Origin of the sequence: Enterobacter sp. MGH120 (genome assembly GCF_001037725.1) — a bacterium.
GTDB lineage: Bacteria > Pseudomonadota > Gammaproteobacteria > Enterobacterales > Enterobacteriaceae > Enterobacter > Enterobacter hormaechei_C.
This window is the reverse complement of record NZ_KQ089940.1, coordinates 1,825,970-1,845,005: the sequence shown is the minus strand read 5'-3', so window position 1 is coordinate 1,845,005 and position 19,036 is coordinate 1,825,970. Positions and strand designations below refer to the sequence as shown.

General features: G+C 54.2%; 16 protein-coding genes and 6 tRNA genes. 12 read left to right on the top strand and 10 right to left on the bottom strand.

Annotation, left to right across the window (positions count from 1 at the left end):
• Positions 1-5: 5 nt before the first annotated feature.
• Positions 6-971 (bottom strand): glucokinase, encoded by a 966-nt coding sequence (gene glk, locus SK54_RS08780; RefSeq protein ID WP_003861352.1) that lies wholly within the window; start codon positions 969-971, stop codon positions 6-8.
• A 205-nt stretch (positions 972-1,176) separates the two neighbouring features.
• Here glk and SK54_RS08775 point away from each other — a divergent pair, with 205 nt between their 5' ends.
• Entirely contained in the window at positions 1,177-2,412 is a 1,236-nt protein-coding gene (locus SK54_RS08775) for an ion channel protein (RefSeq protein WP_032673265.1), read from the top strand.
• Here the strand turns inward: SK54_RS08775 and ipdC are convergent, their stop codons facing one another.
• A complete protein-coding gene (gene ipdC, locus SK54_RS08770) occupies positions 2,413-4,071 on the bottom strand; it encodes an indolepyruvate decarboxylase (RefSeq protein ID WP_047729273.1) in 1,659 nt (552 codons plus the stop codon).
• A 186-nt stretch (positions 4,072-4,257) separates the two neighbouring features.
• On the opposite strand from ipdC, the gene mgrA reads away from it, so the two are divergent.
• Both mgrA and SK54_RS08760 read left to right on the top strand, forming a co-directional pair.
• Positions 4,258-5,256 carry an L-glyceraldehyde 3-phosphate reductase gene (gene mgrA / locus SK54_RS08765; RefSeq protein WP_047729271.1) on the top strand — a complete coding sequence of 333 codons (999 nt, stop codon included), beginning with the start codon at positions 4,258-4,260 and terminating at the stop codon, positions 5,254-5,256.
• Between the two features lie 126 nt (positions 5,257-5,382).
• Positions 5,383-5,730: a DUF2502 domain-containing protein gene (locus tag SK54_RS08760; RefSeq protein ID WP_015572233.1), complete on the top strand. Its 348-nt coding sequence runs from the start codon at positions 5,383-5,385 to the stop codon at positions 5,728-5,730.
• Between the two features lie 33 nt (positions 5,731-5,763).
• On the opposite strand, the gene SK54_RS08755 is transcribed toward SK54_RS08760, so the two are convergent.
• Positions 5,764-7,002, bottom strand: a complete 1,239-nt coding sequence (locus SK54_RS08755; protein ID WP_017692975.1) for an Nramp family divalent metal transporter — start codon at positions 7,000-7,002, stop codon at positions 5,764-5,766.
• A 345-nt stretch (positions 7,003-7,347) separates the two neighbouring features.
• Between SK54_RS08755 and nupC the strand changes: the two genes are divergently transcribed.
• Positions 7,348-8,535 carry a nucleoside permease NupC gene (gene nupC / locus SK54_RS08750; RefSeq protein WP_006811440.1) on the top strand — a complete coding sequence of 396 codons (1,188 nt, stop codon included), beginning with the start codon at positions 7,348-7,350 and terminating at the stop codon, positions 8,533-8,535.
• 45 nt (positions 8,536-8,580) lie between these two features.
• Here nupC and SK54_RS08745 read toward each other — a convergent pair whose 3' ends face one another.
• From SK54_RS08745 to SK54_RS08735, 3 genes are all read right to left on the bottom strand, one after another.
• Positions 8,581-10,770: a sensor domain-containing phosphodiesterase gene (locus tag SK54_RS08745; RefSeq protein WP_048247043.1), complete on the bottom strand. Its 2,190-nt coding sequence runs from the start codon at positions 10,768-10,770 to the stop codon at positions 8,581-8,583.
• Positions 10,771-10,982: 212 nt separating this feature from the next.
• Positions 10,983-11,058: transfer RNA gene (locus tag SK54_RS08740), tRNA-Ala, on the bottom strand.
• A gap of 41 nt (positions 11,059-11,099) precedes the next feature.
• Positions 11,100-11,175 (bottom strand) — tRNA-Ala (locus SK54_RS08735).
• 217 nt (positions 11,176-11,392) lie between these two features.
• Between SK54_RS08735 and SK54_RS08730 the strand changes: the two genes are divergently transcribed.
• Both SK54_RS08730 and SK54_RS08725 read left to right on the top strand, forming a co-directional pair.
• Complete coding sequence (locus SK54_RS08730; protein WP_017383468.1) at positions 11,393-11,755, top strand: YfeC-like transcriptional regulator; 363 nt, start codon at positions 11,393-11,395, stop codon at positions 11,753-11,755.
• Position 11,756: 1 nt separating this feature from the next.
• The gene (locus SK54_RS08725) at positions 11,757-12,143 is read left to right on the top strand and encodes a YfeC-like transcriptional regulator (RefSeq protein ID WP_017383469.1); all 387 of its coding nucleotides are present in this window, start codon (positions 11,757-11,759) and stop codon (positions 12,141-12,143) included.
• Positions 12,144-12,194: 51 nt separating this feature from the next.
• Here the strand turns inward: SK54_RS08725 and gltX are convergent, their stop codons facing one another.
• Positions 12,195-13,610 (bottom strand): glutamate--tRNA ligase, encoded by a 1,416-nt coding sequence (gene gltX / locus SK54_RS08720; RefSeq protein WP_048247041.1) that lies wholly within the window; start codon positions 13,608-13,610, stop codon positions 12,195-12,197.
• Between the two features lie 258 nt (positions 13,611-13,868).
• Between gltX and SK54_RS08710 the strand changes: the two genes are divergently transcribed.
• From SK54_RS08710 to SK54_RS08690, 5 genes are all read left to right on the top strand, one after another.
• Positions 13,869-13,944, top strand: a tRNA-Val gene (locus SK54_RS08710).
• Between the two features lie 41 nt (positions 13,945-13,985).
• Positions 13,986-14,061: transfer RNA gene (locus SK54_RS08705), tRNA-Val, on the top strand.
• A gap of 29 nt (positions 14,062-14,090) precedes the next feature.
• Positions 14,091-14,166 (top strand) — tRNA-Val (locus SK54_RS08700).
• A gap of 4 nt (positions 14,167-14,170) precedes the next feature.
• A tRNA-Lys gene (locus tag SK54_RS08695) sits at positions 14,171-14,246 on the top strand.
• Positions 14,247-14,383: 137 nt separating this feature from the next.
• A complete protein-coding gene (locus SK54_RS08690; protein WP_017383471.1) occupies positions 14,384-14,725 on the top strand; it encodes a FlxA-like family protein in 342 nt (113 codons plus the stop codon).
• On the opposite strand, the gene SK54_RS08685 is transcribed toward SK54_RS08690, so the two are convergent.
• Positions 14,716-15,657: a LysR family transcriptional regulator gene (locus SK54_RS08685; protein ID WP_032649001.1), complete on the bottom strand. Its 942-nt coding sequence runs from the start codon at positions 15,655-15,657 to the stop codon at positions 14,716-14,718. The two genes, SK54_RS08690 and SK54_RS08685, sit on opposite strands and share 10 nt — an antisense overlap.
• An 89-nt stretch (positions 15,658-15,746) precedes the next feature.
• On the opposite strand from SK54_RS08685, the gene SK54_RS08680 reads away from it, so the two are divergent.
• Complete coding sequence (locus tag SK54_RS08680) at positions 15,747-16,742, top strand: bile acid:sodium symporter family protein (protein WP_015572227.1); 996 nt, start codon at positions 15,747-15,749, stop codon at positions 16,740-16,742.
• Here SK54_RS08680 and SK54_RS08675 read toward each other — a convergent pair.
• Positions 16,739-16,954: a DUF3820 family protein gene (locus tag SK54_RS08675; protein ID WP_003861328.1), complete on the bottom strand. Its 216-nt coding sequence runs from the start codon at positions 16,952-16,954 to the stop codon at positions 16,739-16,741. The genes SK54_RS08680 and SK54_RS08675 overlap by 4 nt on opposite strands.
• 1 nt (position 16,955) lies before the next feature.
• Positions 16,956-18,971 (bottom strand): NAD-dependent DNA ligase LigA, encoded by a 2,016-nt coding sequence (ligA, locus tag SK54_RS08670; protein ID WP_017383473.1) that lies wholly within the window; start codon positions 18,969-18,971, stop codon positions 16,956-16,958.
• Between the last annotated feature and the right edge of the window lie 65 nt (positions 18,972-19,036).

Here is a 19,036-nt window from a genome sequence, read left to right as displayed (position 1 = left end):
GAGCATCAGAGGATCTGACCCAGTACCTGACGCAGATGCGCCCCGGAGCCCAGTAAGCCTGGGTTGTCGTGGACAATCAGGTAAACAGGAATGTCCTGGACATAGCTCCTGAAGCGGCCTTTGTCTTCGAAGCCGCCACGGAAGCCGGAGGCGGTAAAGAAATCGAGGAAGCGCGGCACGATCCCGCCCGCAATATAGACCCCGCCAAAGGTGCCAAGGTTCAGAGCCAGGTTGCCGCCGAAACGCCCCATGATGACGCAGAACAGCGACAAAGCACGGCGGCAGTCAATACAGCTGTCGGCCAGCGCGCGTTCGGTCACATCTTTAGGTTGCAGATTTTCCGGCAGACGACCGTCTGATTTTACAATCGCCCGATACAGGTTCACCAGGCCCGGGCCAGAAAGCACCCGCTCGGCCGACACGTGCCCAATCTCGGCGCGTAACTCCTCTAGAATAATGCCCTCTTCTTCGCTGTTCGGCGCAAAATCCACGTGACCGCCCTCGCCCGGCAGGCTGACCCAGCGTTTGTCGACGTGGACCAGGTGCGCCACCCCCAGGCCGGTGCCTGCGCCGTAAACGGCAATCGGTTTGCCTTCAACCGGGGCCGTACCGCCGAACTGAATCAGATGCTCTGGTTTAAGCATTGGGATAGCCATGGAAACCGCAGTGAAGTCGTTGATAATTTCAAGGTGCGAGAAGCCGAGGTTTTTCCGCATTTCGGCAATTGAGAAGGCCCACGTATGGTTGGTCATCGCCACCCAGTCGCCGGTGATCGGACAGGCGATAGCGATACAACCGTCTTCAACGCTCACTTTATGCTCTTCCAGATAGACGCGAACCACCGCTTCCAGGCTTGGGTAATCCAGCCCTGAATAGGTTTTCGCCTGAGAAATTTCACCGCTGTTCACATCGCACAGGGCAAGGCGCGCGTTGGTGCCGCCTACATCACCTACCAAAGCATACTTTGTCATTCTTCTACTGCTCCGCTAAAGTCAGAATAAATCTTTGGGACACTGTAAATTCAAGGCGTGATAACAACAACGACCAGAAGGTGACTGCCCATGGATTATCGATCTTCGTCACATTATAACTTTACCGTTTCAGCACCTTTTGCACTATTGCCACAATGCTGATTGTGCAAAGTAACGTTAAGCCGTTTTGTACAAGGAAATCATCATGCTCCATCCGCGAGCCAGAACCATGCTGTTATTGGCTGTCCCGGCGCTGATTATTGGCGTGGCGTCGAGCCTGGTGCTCATCGTCGTCATGAAAGTGGCGGCGGTGCTGCAAACAATTTTATGGACCGCGCTTCCGGTAAAACTCGGCATCAGCATTGACTCGCCGGGCTGGATCATGATGATGCTGACCCTGACCGGGATTGCCGTAGGGCTGGTGATCCGCTATAGCCCGGGTCATGCCGGGCCGGACCCGGCACTGGAACCCTTGATTGGCGCTCCTGTCTCTCCCTCTGCTCTGCCGGGGCTTATTATCGCGCTGATTATCGGTCTTGCGGGCGGCGTAAGCCTCGGGCCTGAACATCCCATTATGGCGGTTAATATCGCGCTGGCGGTCTTTCTGGGGGCGCGTCTTTTTCCGCGCGTTGGCGCGCTGGACTGGACGATCCTGGCGTCAGCAGGCACCATCGGGGCGCTGTTTGGCACTCCGGTCGCGGCTGCGCTCATTTTTTCGCAAACCCTCAGCAGTGATCATGAAGTACCGCTGTGGGATAAACTCTTCGCGCCGCTAATGGCCGCCGCTGCGGGAGCCCTCACCACCAGCCTGTTTTTCCATCCCCATTTTTCACTCACCATCCCCCACTACGGCCAGATGCAACTCACCGATATTTTCAGCGGTGCCGTCGTCGTCGCGATCGCCATTGCGCTGGGGATGGTCGCGGTGTGGTGTCTCCCTCGCCTGCATCGCCTGATGCACAGGCTGAAGCATCCGGTGCTGATTCTGGGCATGGGGGGGTTTATTCTGGGCGTTTTAGGCGCCATCGGCGGGACGGTTACGCTGTTTAAGGGGCTGGACGAGATGCAGCAGCTGGCCTTCAGCCAGGTCTTTAGCGTCTCCGATTATCTGCTGTTCGCGCTGGTAAAACTGGCGGCGCTGGTGGTCGCTGCGGCCTGTGGTTTCCGGGGAGGTCGTATCTTCCCGGCGGTATTTGTTGGCGTCGCGCTGGGGCTAATGCTGCATGAGCATGTCGACGCTGTCCCTGCGGCGATTACCGTCTCCTGCTCCATTCTGGGACTGGTACTGGTGGTCACGCGCGATGCGTGGCTGAGCCTGTTTATGGCGGCCGTTGTCGTGCCGGATACCACGCTTCTGCCGCTGCTCTGTATCGTGATGTTGCCCGCCTGGCTCCTGCTGGCGGGCAAACCGATGCTGATGGCATGGCGAAACGACAGGTAATCAGGCGTTATTGCGCGCCTCCAGCGCTTTGGTCAGCGCGCTCAGCAGCGGCGGAATGTCGGCTTTCGGCAGCATCACCTCGATCAGCGAAAGCCGCTCATGGTGTGCCACTTTATCCAGCACCTCCGCCAGCGCTTCCGCTTCGCTGACGCGCCAGCACTCTGCCTGAGGCGCCAGACTCAGCGCCTGCGGGATCTGCGTCCAGTTCCAGAGGGCAATATCGTTATAGCGCTGCTCCGGCCCGTGGATGGCCCTTTCCACCGTGTATCCTTCGTTGTTAAGCACCAGAATAATCGGGCGCTGCTTGTCGCGCAGCATCGATCCCAGCTCCTGAATGGTCAACTGCGCGGCGCCGTCACCCGTCAGGACAATCACGCGTCGGTTCGGACACGCCGTTTGCGCGCCAAACGCCGCCGCCAGCGTGTAGCCAATCGATCCCCACAGCGGCTGGACGATAAAGTTCACGTCCGCCGGTAAACGCAGATCGATAGCGCCGAAAGCAGACGTTCCCTGGTCAGCCAGAATAATGTCTCCGGGGCGGATAAACGTTTGCAGGGTACGCCAGAAGCTCTCCTGAGTCAGCGCCCCTTCGATAGTCGGGAACGAAAAGCCGCTGTGATCCAATGGCGCTCGCGTATCACGAACATAGGTTTTACACAGCGCTGTCAGCGTTTCAATGGCCTCCCTCATCGGGATACCCGTAAACCAGACGTCGCCGACGCGGGACGCGTGTGGCTGAACCTCTATCGTCTGGTCTGGCGTCAGCTGGTGGGTAAACCCGGCAGTGAGCGTATCGGTAAAGCGCGTGCCAATACACAGCACCGTATCAGCCCCCTCGATGGCCTCTTTGACCGGCGCGGCGCTCGCCGATCCGCTGTAGGTGCCGTAAAAACCGCTCTGTCGTTCGTCAAAAATGCCCTTGCCCATCAGCATGGTGGCGTGTGCCATCGGCACCTCTTTCACCCACGTCTGAAGGGCCGTGCGCAGACCATGGCGGAGTACGAGGAAGTCCGCTAACAGCGCGGTGCGTTTGCTCGTGGACAAGCGCTTTTCGGCAGCCTCACGAAACGCCTGCAAGCAGGCTGAATCAGCCGGTGCGGGGTTAACATTGAGAGCGCTTACAGGGGGCGTAGCGGCTTTTTTCGCCACATCAGCGGGCAGCATCAGGTAGCCCGGACGGCGCTCCCGCAGCATAGTGGTCAGGACTCTGTCAATTTCATAGCAGGCGTTTTGTTCGGTAAGCACCGCCTGTGCAACGGTGATGCGTTCGCTCATATGATAGAAATGGCGGAACTCGCCGTCGCCCAACGTATGGTGCAATAACTCTCCTCGCTGCTGCGCCGCCATACCCGGGGCCCCCACAATATGGAGGACGGGAACATGTTCGGCAAAGCTGCCCGCCACACCGTTCATGGCGCTTAACTCCCCAACGCCGAATGTCGTCAGGAGCGCGGCAAAGCCCTTACAGCGGGCATAGCCGTCTGCGGCGTAAGACGCGTTCAGTTCATTGGCACAGCCCACCCAGCAGATGTCCGGGCTGTCTATTACGTGATCGAGAAATTGCAGGTTATAGTCGCCTGGCACGCCAAACAGATGATCGGCACCACAATCTGTTAGTCGGTCCAGCAGGTAATCGGCGACGCAATAGGGGGTACGCATATTATAAGTGTCCTTCTGACGTTGACCTCACTCTGAGTATTAAATAAGCGTGAAGCGTGTCCAGAATTGGCGACAATCAGGGTCTGGAAAGAATGCTTTACGAAAAAAGCTGAGCTATGCTCATTTTCTTCAGGTTAGTGTAAACGTATACACTGATGTTTCTTTCCAGCGCCAGAGGTCTCGCCAATGGGTTATCAGCCTGACAAAAATCGTTATCAGACAATGCAATATCGCCGCTGTGGGCAAAGCGGCCTTAAGCTTCCCGCCATCTCGCTGGGGCTTTGGCATAATTTTGGCGACGCGACGTTACTCGAAAACAGCCGTCAACTTTTACAGCGTGCTTTCGATTTGGGTATTACGCATTTTGACCTTGCCAATAATTACGGCCCGCCTCCTGGTTCGGCCGAACGTAATTTCGGGCGCATTTTGCAGGAGGATTTCCTGCCCTGGCGCGATGAGCTAATCATCTCCACCAAAGCGGGCTACACCATGTGGGACGGGCCTTACGGCGACTGGGGCTCACGTAAATATCTGATCGCCAGCCTGGACCAGAGCCTCAGGCGTATGGGGCTGGAGTATGTCGATATTTTCTATCACCACCGCCCGGATCCACAAACGCCGCTACGTGAAACCATGAAAGCGCTTGAACATGTGGTGCGTCAGGGCAAGGCGCTGTACATCGGTCTGTCCAACTACCCGGCAGAAGTGGCAAGGCAGGCGATTGAAATACTGGAGGATCTGGGCACGCCATGTCTGATCCACCAGCCGAAGTACTCCATGTTTGAACGTGCGCCTGAAGAGGGGTTGCTGGACGTGTTGCAGCATAAAGGGGTGGGATGTATCCCCTTCTCCCCCCTGGCGGGCGGACAGTTGACCGATCGCTATCTGAACGGTATCCCGGCGGATTCTCGCGCAGCAAGCGGCAGTAAGTTCCTTAACCCGGAGCAGATCACCGACAAAAAGCTGGAAAAGGTACGCAAGCTGAATGCGCTGGCGGAAAACCGGGGGCAAAAGCTATCGCAAATGGCACTGGCCTGGATCCTGCGCCACGATGCGGTGACATCCGTGCTCATCGGCGCAAGCAAGACCGGACAAATTGAAGATGCAGCAGGCGTGCTTGAAAATTGTCGGTTCACGGCAGAAGAGCTGAAGACGATAGATACGATCCTGTCCAGTTCAGATTAAAAACACTTTTAGCAAAAAGTGCTCTCGTTCCTGATTTAGGAGTTGAGGCGATGAAACGAATGTTTACCAACTCGTAAAATTGCGTTAACAGGTCGCACAGCGGCCCCGATCGTGAAGGAGAAGAGTATGTTCAGGTCACTGATTCTTGCAGCGGTATTACTGGCTTCGGCCCCGCTGGTCGCCAGTGCGGGCGAAATCACCCTGTTGCCATCGATTAAATTACAAATTGGCGATCGTGATGACTACGGCAGATACTGGGACGGTGGCTACTGGCGCGACCGTGACTACTGGCACCGCCATTATGAATGGCGTCAAAACCGCTGGTGGAAACACGATAACGGCTATCACCGTGGCTGGGATAAGCGTAAGGCTTACGAACGCGGCTACCGTGAAGGCTGGAACGATCGTGACGACCGCCGTGGCGGCTGGGGTCATGGAAAAGGCAGAGGCCACGGTCACGGCCATCACCATTAACAACAAAAAGGAGCCTTCCGGCTCCTTTTTCTTTTACAGGCCTGCGGCTGTGCCTATCAGCAACCACAAGTTTAACGCCACCACCACGACCACAATGGCCCACCCGGCGCGCTTCACCCACGTCGAATTCACCAGTTCGCCCATCAGCGATTTATTACTGGTGAAGATCAGCAGCGGCACCAGCGCCAGCGCAATTCCGAAACTCAACAATACCTGACTCATCACCAGAATGCGGGTCGGATCCAGCCCCATCAGGATCACAACAAAGGATGGCAGCATCGTGACCGAGCGGCGAACCCACAGCGGAATATGGAAACGTACGAACCCCTGCATCACCACCTGCCCGGCCAGTGTCCCCACAACCGTAGATGAAAGACCCGCAGCAACCAGGCTTAAACCAAAAATAGTGGCAGCGGCATGGCTCAGTAGCGGCTCCAGCGTCAGGTAAGCCTGGTCAAGATCGGCAACCCCGGTATGCCCGTTAAAGTGGAACGCGGCGGCGGCGGTCGCCATCATCGCCAGATTCACAAATCCGGCAATGGTCATCGCGATAGCCACATCCCATTTCGAGGCGGAGTAGCGCTCTTTACTCGTCCCGCCATGCAGATTCTGGGTTAATGAAGAGTGCAGATAAATGACGTGCGGCATAATGGTCGCCCCCAGCACCCCGGCAGCCAGAAAAACGGCTTCAGAAGTGGGTAACGACGGGATCACCATCCCTTTCGTCAGCTGCGCCAGATTCGGCTGGGAGAAAATCAGCTCAACAATATAGGCGGCAGCGACAAACAGCAGCAGGCCGCCGATGACTTTCTCCAGCGGTTTTTGTCCCCGCCGCTGGAGCATCAGAATCAGGAAAGTGGCGATACCGGTCAGCACGGCCCCCTGAAGCAGGGAGACGCCCAGGATAAGCTTGAAGCCGATCGCCGCCCCGATAAACTCGGCGAGATCGGTGGCCATGGCGATAATTTCCGCCTGAACCCAGTAAAACCAAACCGCCGGACGTGGATAATGATCGCGGATTTGCTCCGCCAGGTTTTTTCCGGTAGCAATACCCAGCTTCGCGGAGAGCATCTGAATCAGCATCGCCATCAGGTTGGCCCAGACCACAACCCACAGCAGTTTATAGCCGAAACTGGCCCCGGCCTGAATGTTGGTCGCAAAATTACCCGGATCGATGTAGCCAATCGCGGCAATGAATGCCGGTCCCATTAATGCGAACCGCAGCTTGCGTGCCGCTCTGCCGCTGCTACTCTCTACGCGACTATTCGTCATTTCTGCCTCTGGAAATATAGCCTTTGCTATGTTTTATGCTATCAAAATGAGAATGATTATCAAGTTCATTTGTAATGGTTAACATGATTTCTCTGATAGCCAGGAACGATAGACAGGCAGGTGGAGCAAGGTCACAGAATGTGAAAATGCGCAGACATTTGTGAAGCGTAGCACACAAACTTAACTTTTCACTCATTTACCTAACATAACAAAAATGTATTGTTGATCACTATTTTTGAGACTCGTCACAGGATGTAACTATAGTGTGGGCTTGATCTCGTTTTCTTTGTGCTTGTTACATAGAATGTGCACGGAAATTAAACCTGCCTCATATTTGGAGCAAATATGGACCGCGTCCTTCATTTTGTCCTGGCACTCGTTGTCGTTACTGCACTTGCATTGCTGGTCAGCACAGACCGCAAAAAAATTCGTATCCGCTATGTTGTCCAACTGCTGGTCATTGAAGTTTTACTTGCGTGGTTCTTCCTGAACTCCAACGTAGGCCTGGGCTTCGTGAAAGGCTTCTCCGAAATGTTCGAAAAACTGCTCGGATTTGCCAACGAAGGGACAAACTTCGTCTTTGGCAGCATGAACGATCAGGGTCTGGCCTTCTTCTTCCTGAAGGTGCTCTGCCCTATCGTCTTCATTTCTGCCCTGATCGGTATCCTTCAGCACATCCGCGTTCTGCCGGTGGTTATCCGTGCGATCGGCTTCCTGTTATCGAAAGTTAACGGCATGGGCAAACTGGAATCCTTTAACGCAGTCAGCTCGCTGATTCTCGGTCAGTCTGAGAACTTCATTGCGTATAAAGATATTCTCGGCAAGATGTCCCGTAACCGCATGTACACCATGGCGGCAACCGCAATGTCTACCGTTTCCATGTCTATCGTGGGCGCGTATATGACCATGCTGGAACCAAAATACGTAGTTGCGGCGCTGGTTCTGAACATGTTCAGCACCTTTATCGTGCTTTCGCTGATTAACCCGTACCGCGTGGATGCCAGCGAAGAGAACATTCAGATGTCAAACCTGCACGAGGGACAGAGCTTCTTCGAAATGCTGGGTGAATACATTCTGGCGGGTTTCAAGGTTGCAATTATCGTCGCCGCGATGCTGATTGGCTTTATCGCGCTGATCGCTGCGCTGAACGCCCTGTTTGCGGCCGTACTCGGTATCTCCTTCCAGGGCATTCTGGGCTACATCTTCTACCCGATTGCCTGGGTGATGGGCGTGCCCGCTCACGAAGCGTTGCAGGTGGGCAGTATCATGGCAACGAAACTGGTTTCCAATGAGTTCGTGGCGATGATGGATCTCCAGAAGATTGCCAGCACACTCTCCCCTCGTGCGGAAGGGATCCTGTCCGTCTTCCTGGTCTCCTTCGCGAACTTCTCTTCCATCGGTATTATCGCTGGTGCGATTAAAGGCCTGAACGAAGAGCAAGGTAACGTCGTTTCTCGCTTTGGCCTGAAGCTGGTTTACGGTTCAACACTGGTGAGCGTCCTGTCTGCCTCTATCGCAGCACTGGTTCTGTAATTCATACCGCGTAATAAAAACCGGGAGTCCTCGCTTCCGGTTTTTTTATGCCTCCAGCGCCGTCAGGGGCAGTGGTTTACCAATCAAATAGCCCTGCAAATAGTCCACGCCGAATCGCAGCAACATCTCGCGTTGTTCAGCCGATTCCACATATTCAGCCACCACACAAAGCGATTTCGTTTTGGCCATGTTGCAAATGGACTGCACGATCATCGCATCCATGCTGTCGGTGCAGATATCTTTCACGAAGCAGCCATCGATCTTAATGATATCGGCCTCCAGCCGCTTCAGGCGCTCAAAGTTGGCATAGCCGGTACCAAAGTCATCAATAGCAATCCGGAAGCCGTAATCCCGCAGCTGCTGGATATTGTTGATGCTGCTTCCCGAGTCAGAGAAAGCCTGTTCCTCGGTGATCTCAATGACGATATCTTGCGGCGCAATGGTGTAGCGTTCAAAAAGCGCGATGATCTCAGCCGCTATCTCATTTTGCATCAGCGTCAGCGGCATCAGATTAACGGAGAACCGCGTTCCGGCCCGTTCGGACGGATGGCTGCGCATCCACATCAGCAATTTTTCCACCACGTTCAGGTCAAATCGGTGGCTCAGGTTAAACTGAGCAATCAGCGGAATAAAGCGATCAGGCGTGATGATCTCACCCTCGCTTTCAAGCCTTGAGAGGATTTCAAAGTACCCTTCCCCACGCGCGTTATGGATTGGCTGGGCGTAAAGGTGAAGCCCACCGATATCAAGGGCGCGTTTTATGCGGGCCAGCATCAGCACTCTGTCCGTCGTCTGACCGGAGACATCATCCAGACTGTTGGTTAACGCCAGGACGTTGTGCCCGGCACAGGACTGCTCGGAGAGCCAGCTCAGCTGACCCAGCGTGTGATGCAGGCTTTCTCCATCCGGCACTTCACCCCAGGAGGCGCCAAACTCGATGTCGAGCTCAGTCTTGTTCCAGATAATCTTACGGCTGTTCAGATGATCAACCATATATTGCAGACGTTCAGCCGTGCCCGGACCCAGCAAGACCACTACCAGCTCACTGCCCGGCAACTGGAAGAGCTTCTCGTCTTTTTGCAATAACGGTTGCAGCGACGCGGTTATCATCTTTTTACAATGTACACGCATGAGGATGCCGTAGTGACGGCTCAGGAATTCGAGATTATCCAGGCGCAGGCAGCAGACTTTGGCCTCGGGATGGTGCTGTAAAAACACTTCCAGCGCACGAATGTTAGGCAGACCGGTGAGCGGATCGGTAAGCGCCCTCTCCTGCCACCCCTGTTTCAGCCATTCACTTTTCTGATAGATCCGCGACATGTAAAGCAGGCAGATGGCGAAAGAGATTAGCACCGACAGGATAAAGGAGAGCGAGTGGCCCGATTCAACGCCATTAAGAAAATTATAATTATAGGTCAACAGCATGAGCGCCGAGGCCGCCCAGAATAAAGAGATGAGCGCATAGCTCAGACGACCAATCCCCAGGGTGAAAAGAATGAAAACGATTGGCATCAAATAACCCGCAATAAACTGCGACTCAAAAGGCGCGCATAAAATAGCGATCATCGAGATCAACAGCATCAGCCACACAACGATAAATAACGCTTTTTTGTGACAAAAGAGGGGCTTCACGCTTCGCCGCCAGAATGTTCGGGCATAGCGAGGATTAATAATCATTCTTAACGGATAATAGAACATCATGGTGAAAATCAGGGCGGCACAAATCAGACTCTGAATATCGATAACGTTATAAATTGCAGAGCCTTCGCCGAAATATGAGGAGATTGTCACCGGGAAATCAAATAAATATCCCGCCAGATACATCGATAATTTGATGCCCACAGGCACCATAAATCCGAGCCAGAAAATACGTATGCCAATGTACTTATTAGGTATGCTGTGTCGCCAGCGCTTGCCCAGCACCAGACGGATGACGCCACAGGCGGCGAAGACGGTAAACGTCTGACAACATAATAATATGGCAGATTGTAGTGGTGCTAAATCAAGATTATAAATATTAGTAATACTAAAACTTAACAGCAAAGGAATGATTGCCCGCCGTCCAAATAACAACACGATGGCGAGCATGGCACTTAAGGGCAACCACGCCAGATAAACATCATTTTCGCTGACGATGGCCCGTGGAGAGATATAACGAGAAAAGGGAATCGCAATCAGGCTTAGCGCCAGGGCAACCATAAATATCTTTACATTATTGTAAATTTTTCTATTCATTAATCCGGATAATCTATTTTACCATCGTCTCATTGACCGCATGGATAATAGGTTTATTAATAACACGAATCAAGTTCAGGTCTATTTATAGACTTGTTTATTGATTTGGATTGAGGTGAGGTGTAGAAAACGACGTTAATTGCAACAAAAACAGTCTAAAATATTTTACAAGATATAAAAAAACCCCCGTCTTGCGACGAGGGTTTAAATTTTGGTGGAGCTAAGCGGGATCGAACCGCTGACCTCTTGCATGCCATGCAAGCGCTCTCCCAGCTGAGCTATAGCCCCACATGTTACTTTACCTACCGCACTCTGTTGGGTTCAGAGTTTGGTGGAGCTAAGCGGGATCGAACCGCTGACCTCCTGCATGCCATGCAGGCGCTCTCCCAGCTGAGCTATAGCCCCGTCGTAAAGCTGTCATGTTGACGGGCGGCATAATATGAATTCCGCCGCAGAGTGTCAACGGCAAATTCAGCCTCCGCCTTTCAATCGCCGAAAAATCATGCAAATGAATCACTTTGCGAGCCTGCTCGCAGCCAGGAGTTAAGCTTGTCACGTTTTCACGTAAAACGGTGCTATAAAATGAACCACTAATTAACCCCACAGATATTCAGGAAATTGTATGATCAAGGAACGAATGACGCCAGAAGAGTTAGCCCTGCTCACTGGTTATAGCCGACAGACCATCAATAAATGGGTACGCAAAGAGGGTTGGATTACATCGCCAAAGCCAGGCGTTCAGGGTGGCAAAGCGCGTCTGGTACACGTCAATGAAAAAGTGCGCGACTTTATTCGCAGCGCGCGCAGGGCAACAGAGACGCCGGAACTGCCAGATAAGACGTACCACGAGGGCTCGCTTCATGCCCTGCTCCTGACGCTGGCGAATGAAATGACGCCGGAAGAGCAAAAGCAGATGACATCGCTGTTACTGCGGGAAGGGATTACCGGCTTGTTACAACGTTTAGGGATTCGCGACCAACGCTGATATGAAAAGATTACGCAGCAAAATGACCACGGAAGAGCTGGCGGACAGTCTGGGCGTAGCCCGACAAACCGTTAATCGCTGGATACGACAGAAAGGATGGAAAACGGAGGGTATCAACGGTGTAAAAGGCGGAAGAGCGAGGGTGATATGTATTGATGCGCACGTTAAGGAGCACATCATTAGTCTTCCCGCCATTCGTAACCGTCGGGCTGTTTACCATGTGGCGGAAAGCCCTTCCCACTACGGCGTGGCAACCTCATCCAGCCTGCTTCCACAAATTATCGACTCGCTGGAAAACATGACGACTGTCGAACAGGAACGTTTGCACAAGTTGCTCGCTCGTGAAGGGTTGCAGGGTTTTCTCACGCGTCTTGGTATTGCTGAATAACAGGCATAAAAAACGGCAGGTTACCCTGCCGTTTTTTGTATTACACGAGTATTACTGCTGGCTTTCACGCTCAGCAATAAAGCCCAGCGCTTTGTTGATACGCGCAACGCTACGTGATTTGCCGATGGCATGAACGGTCACGTCCAGCGCCGGAGACTGGCCTGCCCCCGTCACCGCAACGCGCAGCGGCATACCGACTTTACCCATGCCAATTTCCAGCTCATCAGCGGTAGCCTGAATCGCGTGGTGAACATTTTCCGCAGTCCATTCGGTAATGGCTTCGAGTTTATCACGCACCACTTCCAGCGGCTGACGCGCAACCGGACGCAGGTGTTTCTTGGCCGCGTCGGCGTCGAAAGCGTCAAACTCTTCATAGAAGTAACGGCAGCTTTCAGCAATTTCTTTCAGCGTTTTGCAACGCTCGCCAAGCAGCTTCACCAGATCCGCCAGTTCAGGGCCCGTACGGGTATCGATGTTTGCCTGTTCAATGTGCCATTGCAGATAAGTCGCCACATATTCTGGCTGCATGGTATTGATGTAGTGATGGTTCAGCCACAGCAGTTTGTCAGTGTTGAACGCGCTGGCTGATTTGCTGACCGAGTTCAGAGAGAACAGCTCGATCATCTCTTCGCGGCAGAAGATCTCCTGGTCACCATGAGCCCAGCCCAGACGCACCAGGTAGTTCAGCAGCGCTTCCGGCAGATAGCCGTCATCACGGTACTGCATCACGCTCACCGCGCCATGACGTTTGGACAGCTTTTTACCGTCGTCACCGTTGATCATTGATACGTGCGCATACACCGGTACAGGCGCGTTCAGCGCTTTCAGAATGTTGATCTGACGCGGGGTGTTATTGATATGGTCTTCACCACGGATCACGTGAGTGATTTCCATATCCCAGTCGTCCACTACTACGCAGAAATTATAGGTTGGCGATCCGTCAGTACGACGAATGATAAGGTCATCCAGCTCCTGGTTGCTAAATTCGATCGGGCCGCGGATCTGGTCATCAAAGATAACAGAGCCATCCTGTGGGTTAGCAAAACGCACTACGCAAGGCTCATCCGCAGCATGCTCGCTGTGGTCATGGCGGCAACGACCGTCATAACGCGGTTTTTCGCCTTTTGCCATTTGCTCTTCGCGCAGCGCATCCAGACGCTCCCTGGAGCAGTAGCACTTATAGGCCGTGCCTGCCACCAGCATCTCGTCAATTACGGCGTTATAGCGGTCAAAACGTTTGGTCTGGAAGTATGGGCCTTCGTCCCACGCCAGATTCAGCCAGTTCATCCCATCCATAATGGCTTCAATTGCTTCCGGCGTTGAGCGCTCCAGATCGGTGTCTTCAATACGCAGCACAAACTCACCGTTGTTGTGACGTGCGAAAAGCCAGGAGTAGAGAGCGGTACGTGCACCACCGACATGCAGATAGCCTGTCGGGCTCGGCGCGAAGCGAGTTTTGATTTTCATGAAATGGCCTTACGTTATAAAGATGCCGGTAATCGGCAAATTCCGGGAAGAAAACAATGGGCAATATTCTATCACTGTGGGCCGATTCCTCAATGTCGATCACTTTATCCGGTTCGAGATTGCTGTTTTTGTTTATAAATCATGCGCCACAGTCCGTTTTGCGATCGTTTTGACTAATTTTACGACGAACGAATAAAAACTTTAGAAAATGCGTTGACTCATTTTCAACTCTCCCTATAATGCGACTCCACACAGCGGGGGTGATTAGCTCAGTTGGTAGAGCATCTCCTTTACACGGAGGGGGTCGGCGGTTCGAGCCCGTCATCACCCACCATCTACTTCGGTAGACTCGCAGTGTAGATAAGCATTGAGATTGGGCGATTAGCTCAGTTGGTAGAGCATCTCCTTTACACGGAGGGGGTCGGCGGTTCGAGCCCGTCATCGCCCACCATTCTCACCTTATCGCAGCAGTTCCGAAATGGGCGATTAGCTCAGTTGGTAGAGCATCTCCTTTACACGGAGGGGGTCGGCGGTTCGAGCCCGTCATCGCCCACCATTTCGGGTCGTTAGCTCAGTTGGTAGAGCAGTTGACTTTTAATCAATTGGTCGCAGGTTCGAATCCTGCACGACCCACCAATGTAAAAAAGCGCCCTAAAGGCGCTTTTTTGCTATCTGCGATATAGCACATCCCCATTGCAGCCAGATCGCTTGTTTTACTCAAGCTCACGCCTTCTTTGCCGATACCTCTATTTTATGGCGAAAAGGATCTCAATATGACAACTCTTAAGCCCGTTTCTCTGTCGGCGATGGAAATCGGCAGCGTAGATAACAGCTCCGGCGGAAACGACATTGCTTCTCAAATCACCCGTCTGACCAAACAGATAACGAAAGTCACTCAGCAGCTCAAAGAAGTGGCCATGGGTGATGCCACAGCAGAAGAGAAGCAAAAGCAGCAGGAATTACTCGAATCTCAGCTGGCTATGTTGCAGGCACAACTGGCGCAATTGCAGCGTCAGCAGGCAGAAGAGGCGATGCCAAAACAGGAAAAAGGTCAGGCAGTCGCGGAAGGCATCAATAAGCCCTCCGCGGAGCATCAGATTAATATCTACATCTGATTATTGGTTTCGTTAAAAAGTGGATCGCGTGTGCGGGCCTCCATCAAACGTTCGGCCTGCATACGCACCACATCCCAGCAGGCATGCGCCGCGCCGGAAAGTGACCTGTTTTTACGGCGTACCAGCATCAGCTGGCGTTCGACACAGGGTACGAAACGCTTCACCGTTAAACGACTCCCCTGCGGCAGTGGCAGCGCCAGCGCCGGCAGAACGCTGATGCCAATCCCCGCTTCGACCATCGGGAAGAGCGTGGCAGGATGCCCAATCTCCTGCACAATGGTTGCCTTAACGCCCTGCGCGGCCAGAGCGGCATCTATCAGCGGACGGCTGCCTGATGCATAATCCTGTAACACCAGGTTTGCCCCCTGCAAGGCCTGCCAGGCCACGTGTGGCAGCGATGCCAGCGGATCATCATCGCGGCAGAGCAATAAAAAGGGCTCCGAGAGCACCACTTCACATTCCAGGTCGCTTACCGCTCCGGGATCAATAACGATGCCAAAATCCACATCCCCCTGACGGATACTCTCCAGAACCCACTGCTGCGGCCTGTCATGCAAAACAAAATCGATATCCGGATAGCGGTGATTACTTTCAGCGATGCACTGGGGAATAAGATGCGCCGAAATCGTCTGGCTCGCCGCCACTCTCACGGTGCCGGAAAGCTGTTGTCCGAGCCGGCCGACATCCCTGAGCGTACTGTGCAGTTCATCCAGCAGCCTCTCCAGACGCATTGCCAGCTGCTGTCCCGCTTCGGTGAGTACCACTTCTCGCGTCGTACGGTCGAGCAGCTTCACTCCCGTTTGCGTTTCAAGCTCCTTAACGCTATGGCTCACCGCCGACTGGCTGAGGCCAATGATCTCCCCTGCCCGGCTAAAGCTGCGGGCCTGCGCGACGGTGACGAAAACGCGAAGCTGACGTAACGAATAATTCATCTGTTTAATTCATGAATGGATGCAATAAATCAATTTTATTTCTCAAAGGGAAGAAAGCACAATAGCGGCATCTGTTTTCAGGAGTGATTATGAAACTTTTTCGTATCCTTGATCCGTTTACGCTGACCCTGATTGGTGTCGTCTTGCTGGCCTCGTTCTTCCCGGCGCGGGGCAGTTTCGTTCCGGTTATTGAAGGACTGACCACGGCAGCCATTGCCCTGCTGTTCTTTATGCATGGCGCCAAACTCTCCCGGGAAGCCATTATTGCAGGCGGTAGCCACTGGCGACTGCACCTGTGGGTAATGTGCAGCACCTTTATCCTTTTCCCGGTTCTGGGCGTGCTGTTCGCCTGGTGGGCGCCGGTGAATGTCGATCCGGCGCTGTATACCGGTTTCCTTTATCTGTGCATTTTACCGGCCACCGTGCAGTCTGCTATTGCCTTTACCTCGCTGGCGGGCGGTAACGTCGCGGCGGCGGTCTGTTCTGCTTCTGCTTCCAGCCTGCTGGGGATCTTTGTTTCACCGCTGCTGGTCGGTCTGCTGATGAACATGCACGGGGCGGAAGGCAATCTGGAGCAGGTGGGTAAAATTTGTCTGCAACTGCTGCTGCCGTTTGTGCTCGGACACTTATCCCGTCCCTGGATTGGGGCGTTTGTGGCGAAACATAAAAAATGGATCGGGAAAACGGACCAAAGCTCAATTCTGCTGGTGGTTTACACGGCCTTCAGCGAAGCCGTGGTGAACGGTATCTGGCACAGGGTGGGCGCTGGATCGCTGCTGTTTATTGTGGTGGTAAGCATCGTTTTGCTGGCCATTGTCATCGCGGTTAACGTCTTTGTGGCCCGCAAATGCGGCTTCAACAAGGCCGATGAAATCACCATTGTATTTTGCGGATCGAAAAAGAGCCTGGCCAACGGGATCCCGATGGCCAATATTCTGTTCCCGACGTCCGTCATTGGGATGATGGTGTTGCCGCTGATGATTTTCCATCAGATCCAGCTGATGGTGTGTGCGGTACTGGCGCGGCGTTACAAGGCGCAGACTGAAAAGCTGGCGCAGGAAGAGACCCGCGCCGCGAAAGTTTAAGGACGTTTCAGGGGCTGAACCAGCTGGGTCAGCCCCTCCGTTTTGATCAGTAACGTGATAGCCATCAGCTCGCCCAGACGCCCGGCGGGGAACTCATCCTTACGGGCAAACCACAGCAGATACTCTTCCGGTAGATCAATCAGCCTGCGACCCTTATATTTACCGAACGGCATCTCCGTATTGGCGATCTCAACGAGCTGCTCTTTTTCCACGTCACTCTCCTAACAGGCGCATCATTTCCGCTTCGTCGATTACCTCGATGCCAAGCTCCTGCGCTTTTGCCAGCTTCGAACCGGCCGCTTCCCCGGCAATCACCAGGTCGGTTTTCTTCGATACGCTGCCCGCCACTTTTGCCCCCAACGCCACCAGGCGCGCTTTCGCGTCATCGCGCGAGAGCTGGCTCAGGCTGCCGGTCAGCACCACCGTTTTACCGGCAAACGGGCTGTCGATCTCTTCGGCATTAACCACTACCGGTGCAGGCCAGTGAATGCCCTGTTCCAGTAATTTACCGATCACTTCACGGTTGCTCTCTTCGGCGAAGAAGTTGAAAACGTGGGTAGCGACCACAATGCCGACATCAGGGACTTTCTGTAGCTCGTCGATGGTGGCTTTCTCCAGCGCGTCCAGCGTGCCGAAATACGCCGCCAGCCCTGCCGCCGTCGCCTCTCCGACTTCACGAATGCCAAGCGCGTAAAGGAAACGGGCAAAGGTGGTGTTTTTGGCCGCCTCGAGCGCGTTAACGATGTTCTGGGCAGATTTCGGCCCCATACGATCAAGACCGGTCAGCTTACCTGCCGTCAGGGTAAAGAGGTCCGCTGGCGTATGGACGTACTCTTTCTCAACTAACTGGTCGATAATCTTGTCACCCATTCCGTCGACGTCCATCGCCCGGCGGGAGACAAAGTGCTTCAGGGACTCTTTACGCTGCGCGCCGCAGATTAACCCGCCCGTACAGCGCGTTACCGCTTCACCTTCCACGCGCTCAACGTCCGAACCACATACCGGACAGTGGGCTGGAAACTCGATGGCACGGGTATCGGCAGGACGTTCAGACTCAACAACGTTAACCACCTGTGGGATCACGTCGCCCGCGCGGCGAATCACCACTTTGTCACCAATGCGCAGGCCCAGGCGGGCAATTTCATCGGCGTTATGCAGCGTGGCGTTACTTACCAGCACGCCAGCCACCTGCACAGGCTCCAGACGCGCCACAGGCGTAATCGCCCCCGTACGCCCTACCTGAAACTCCACGTCGCGAACGAAGGTCATCTGCTCCTGCGCCGGGAACTTAAAGGCCACCGCCCAGCGCGGCGCACGGGCCACAAATCCTAACTGTTCCTGCAACGCCAGCGAGTTAACCTTGATCACCACGCCATCAATATCAAACCCGAGCGTGGGACGATCCTCTTCAACCTTGTGATAGAACGCCAGCACCGCCTCCGGAGAGTCGCAGAGCTGCACGCGGTTGCTAACCGGTAACCCCCACTCTTTGAACTGCATTAAACGACCCAGGTGAGTATCTGGCAGGTCACCGCCTTCCAGGATCCCGACGCCGTAGCAGAAGAAAGTAAGCGGTCGCTTCGCGGTGATTCGTGGATCGAGCTGACGCAGCGAACCTGCCGCCGCGTTACGCGGGTTTGCAAACACTTTCCCACCGGTACGACGCGCTTCTTCGTTGATCTTCTCGAAGCCCGCCTGCGGAAGGAACACTTCCCCGCGCACTTCCAGCCGGGCGGGAATGTTATCGCCACGCAGTTTCAGCGGGATCGCACGAATAGTGCGCACATTAGTGGTGATGTCTTCCCCGGTAGTGCCGTCGCCGCGCGTTGCGGCACGCACCATCACGCCGTTCTCATAAAGAATGCTAACGGCCAGACCATCCAGCTTTAGCTCGCAGCACCAGCTCAGATTGTCGATGCTCTTCAGGCGATCCTGCACACGCTTGTTGAAAGCCAGAAAACTCTCTTCATCAAACACGTTATCCAGCGACAGCATCGGCACTTCATGGCGCACCTGGCTGAAAGCGCCCAGCGGTTCCGCGCCGACGCGCTGCGTTGGGGAATCGGGCGTAATCAGTTCGGGGTGCTGCGCTTCCAGCTCGCGCAGTTCACGCATCAGGCGGTCATATTCCGCATCCGGCACTTCCGGTGCGTCCATAACATGATAGAGATATTCATGATGGCGAAGCGTGGTTCGCAGTTCAGTAAGTTGTTGTTCGATTGAGTCCATATCGCACCATCAATGAGAAAAACCCCCGACAGGCGGGGGTTGAGGAGGAGGTGAAGTTAACGCGA

Bases quoted from the DNA above. Each gene is read 5' to 3' on its own strand.
- glk (WP_003861352.1), bottom strand. From the start codon at position 971: ATGACAAAGTATGCTTTGGTAGGTGATGTAGGCGGCACCAACGCGCGC.
- SK54_RS08775 (WP_032673265.1), top strand. From the start codon at position 1,177: ATGCTCCATCCGCGAGCCAGAACCATGCTGTTATTGGCTGTCCCGGCG.
- ipdC (WP_047729273.1), bottom strand. From the start codon at position 4,071: ATGCGTACCCCCTATTGCGTCGCCGATTACCTGCTGGACCGACTAACA.
- mgrA (WP_047729271.1), top strand. From the start codon at position 4,258: ATGGGTTATCAGCCTGACAAAAATCGTTATCAGACAATGCAATATCGC.
- SK54_RS08760 (WP_015572233.1), top strand. From the start codon at position 5,383: ATGTTCAGGTCACTGATTCTTGCAGCGGTATTACTGGCTTCGGCCCCG.
- SK54_RS08755 (WP_017692975.1), bottom strand. From the start codon at position 7,002: ATGACGAATAGTCGCGTAGAGAGTAGCAGCGGCAGAGCGGCACGCAAG.
- nupC (WP_006811440.1), top strand. From the start codon at position 7,348: ATGGACCGCGTCCTTCATTTTGTCCTGGCACTCGTTGTCGTTACTGCA.
- SK54_RS08745 (WP_048247043.1), bottom strand. From the start codon at position 10,770: ATGAATAGAAAAATTTACAATAATGTAAAGATATTTATGGTTGCCCTG.
- SK54_RS08730 (WP_017383468.1), top strand. From the start codon at position 11,393: ATGATCAAGGAACGAATGACGCCAGAAGAGTTAGCCCTGCTCACTGGT.
- SK54_RS08725 (WP_017383469.1), top strand. From the start codon at position 11,757: ATGAAAAGATTACGCAGCAAAATGACCACGGAAGAGCTGGCGGACAGT.
- gltX (WP_048247041.1), bottom strand. From the start codon at position 13,610: ATGAAAATCAAAACTCGCTTCGCGCCGAGCCCGACAGGCTATCTGCAT.
- SK54_RS08690 (WP_017383471.1), top strand. From the start codon at position 14,384: ATGACAACTCTTAAGCCCGTTTCTCTGTCGGCGATGGAAATCGGCAGC.
- SK54_RS08685 (WP_032649001.1), bottom strand. From the start codon at position 15,657: ATGAATTATTCGTTACGTCAGCTTCGCGTTTTCGTCACCGTCGCGCAG.
- SK54_RS08680 (WP_015572227.1), top strand. From the start codon at position 15,747: ATGAAACTTTTTCGTATCCTTGATCCGTTTACGCTGACCCTGATTGGT.
- ligA (WP_017383473.1), bottom strand. From the start codon at position 18,971: ATGGACTCAATCGAACAACAACTTACTGAACTGCGAACCACGCTTCGC.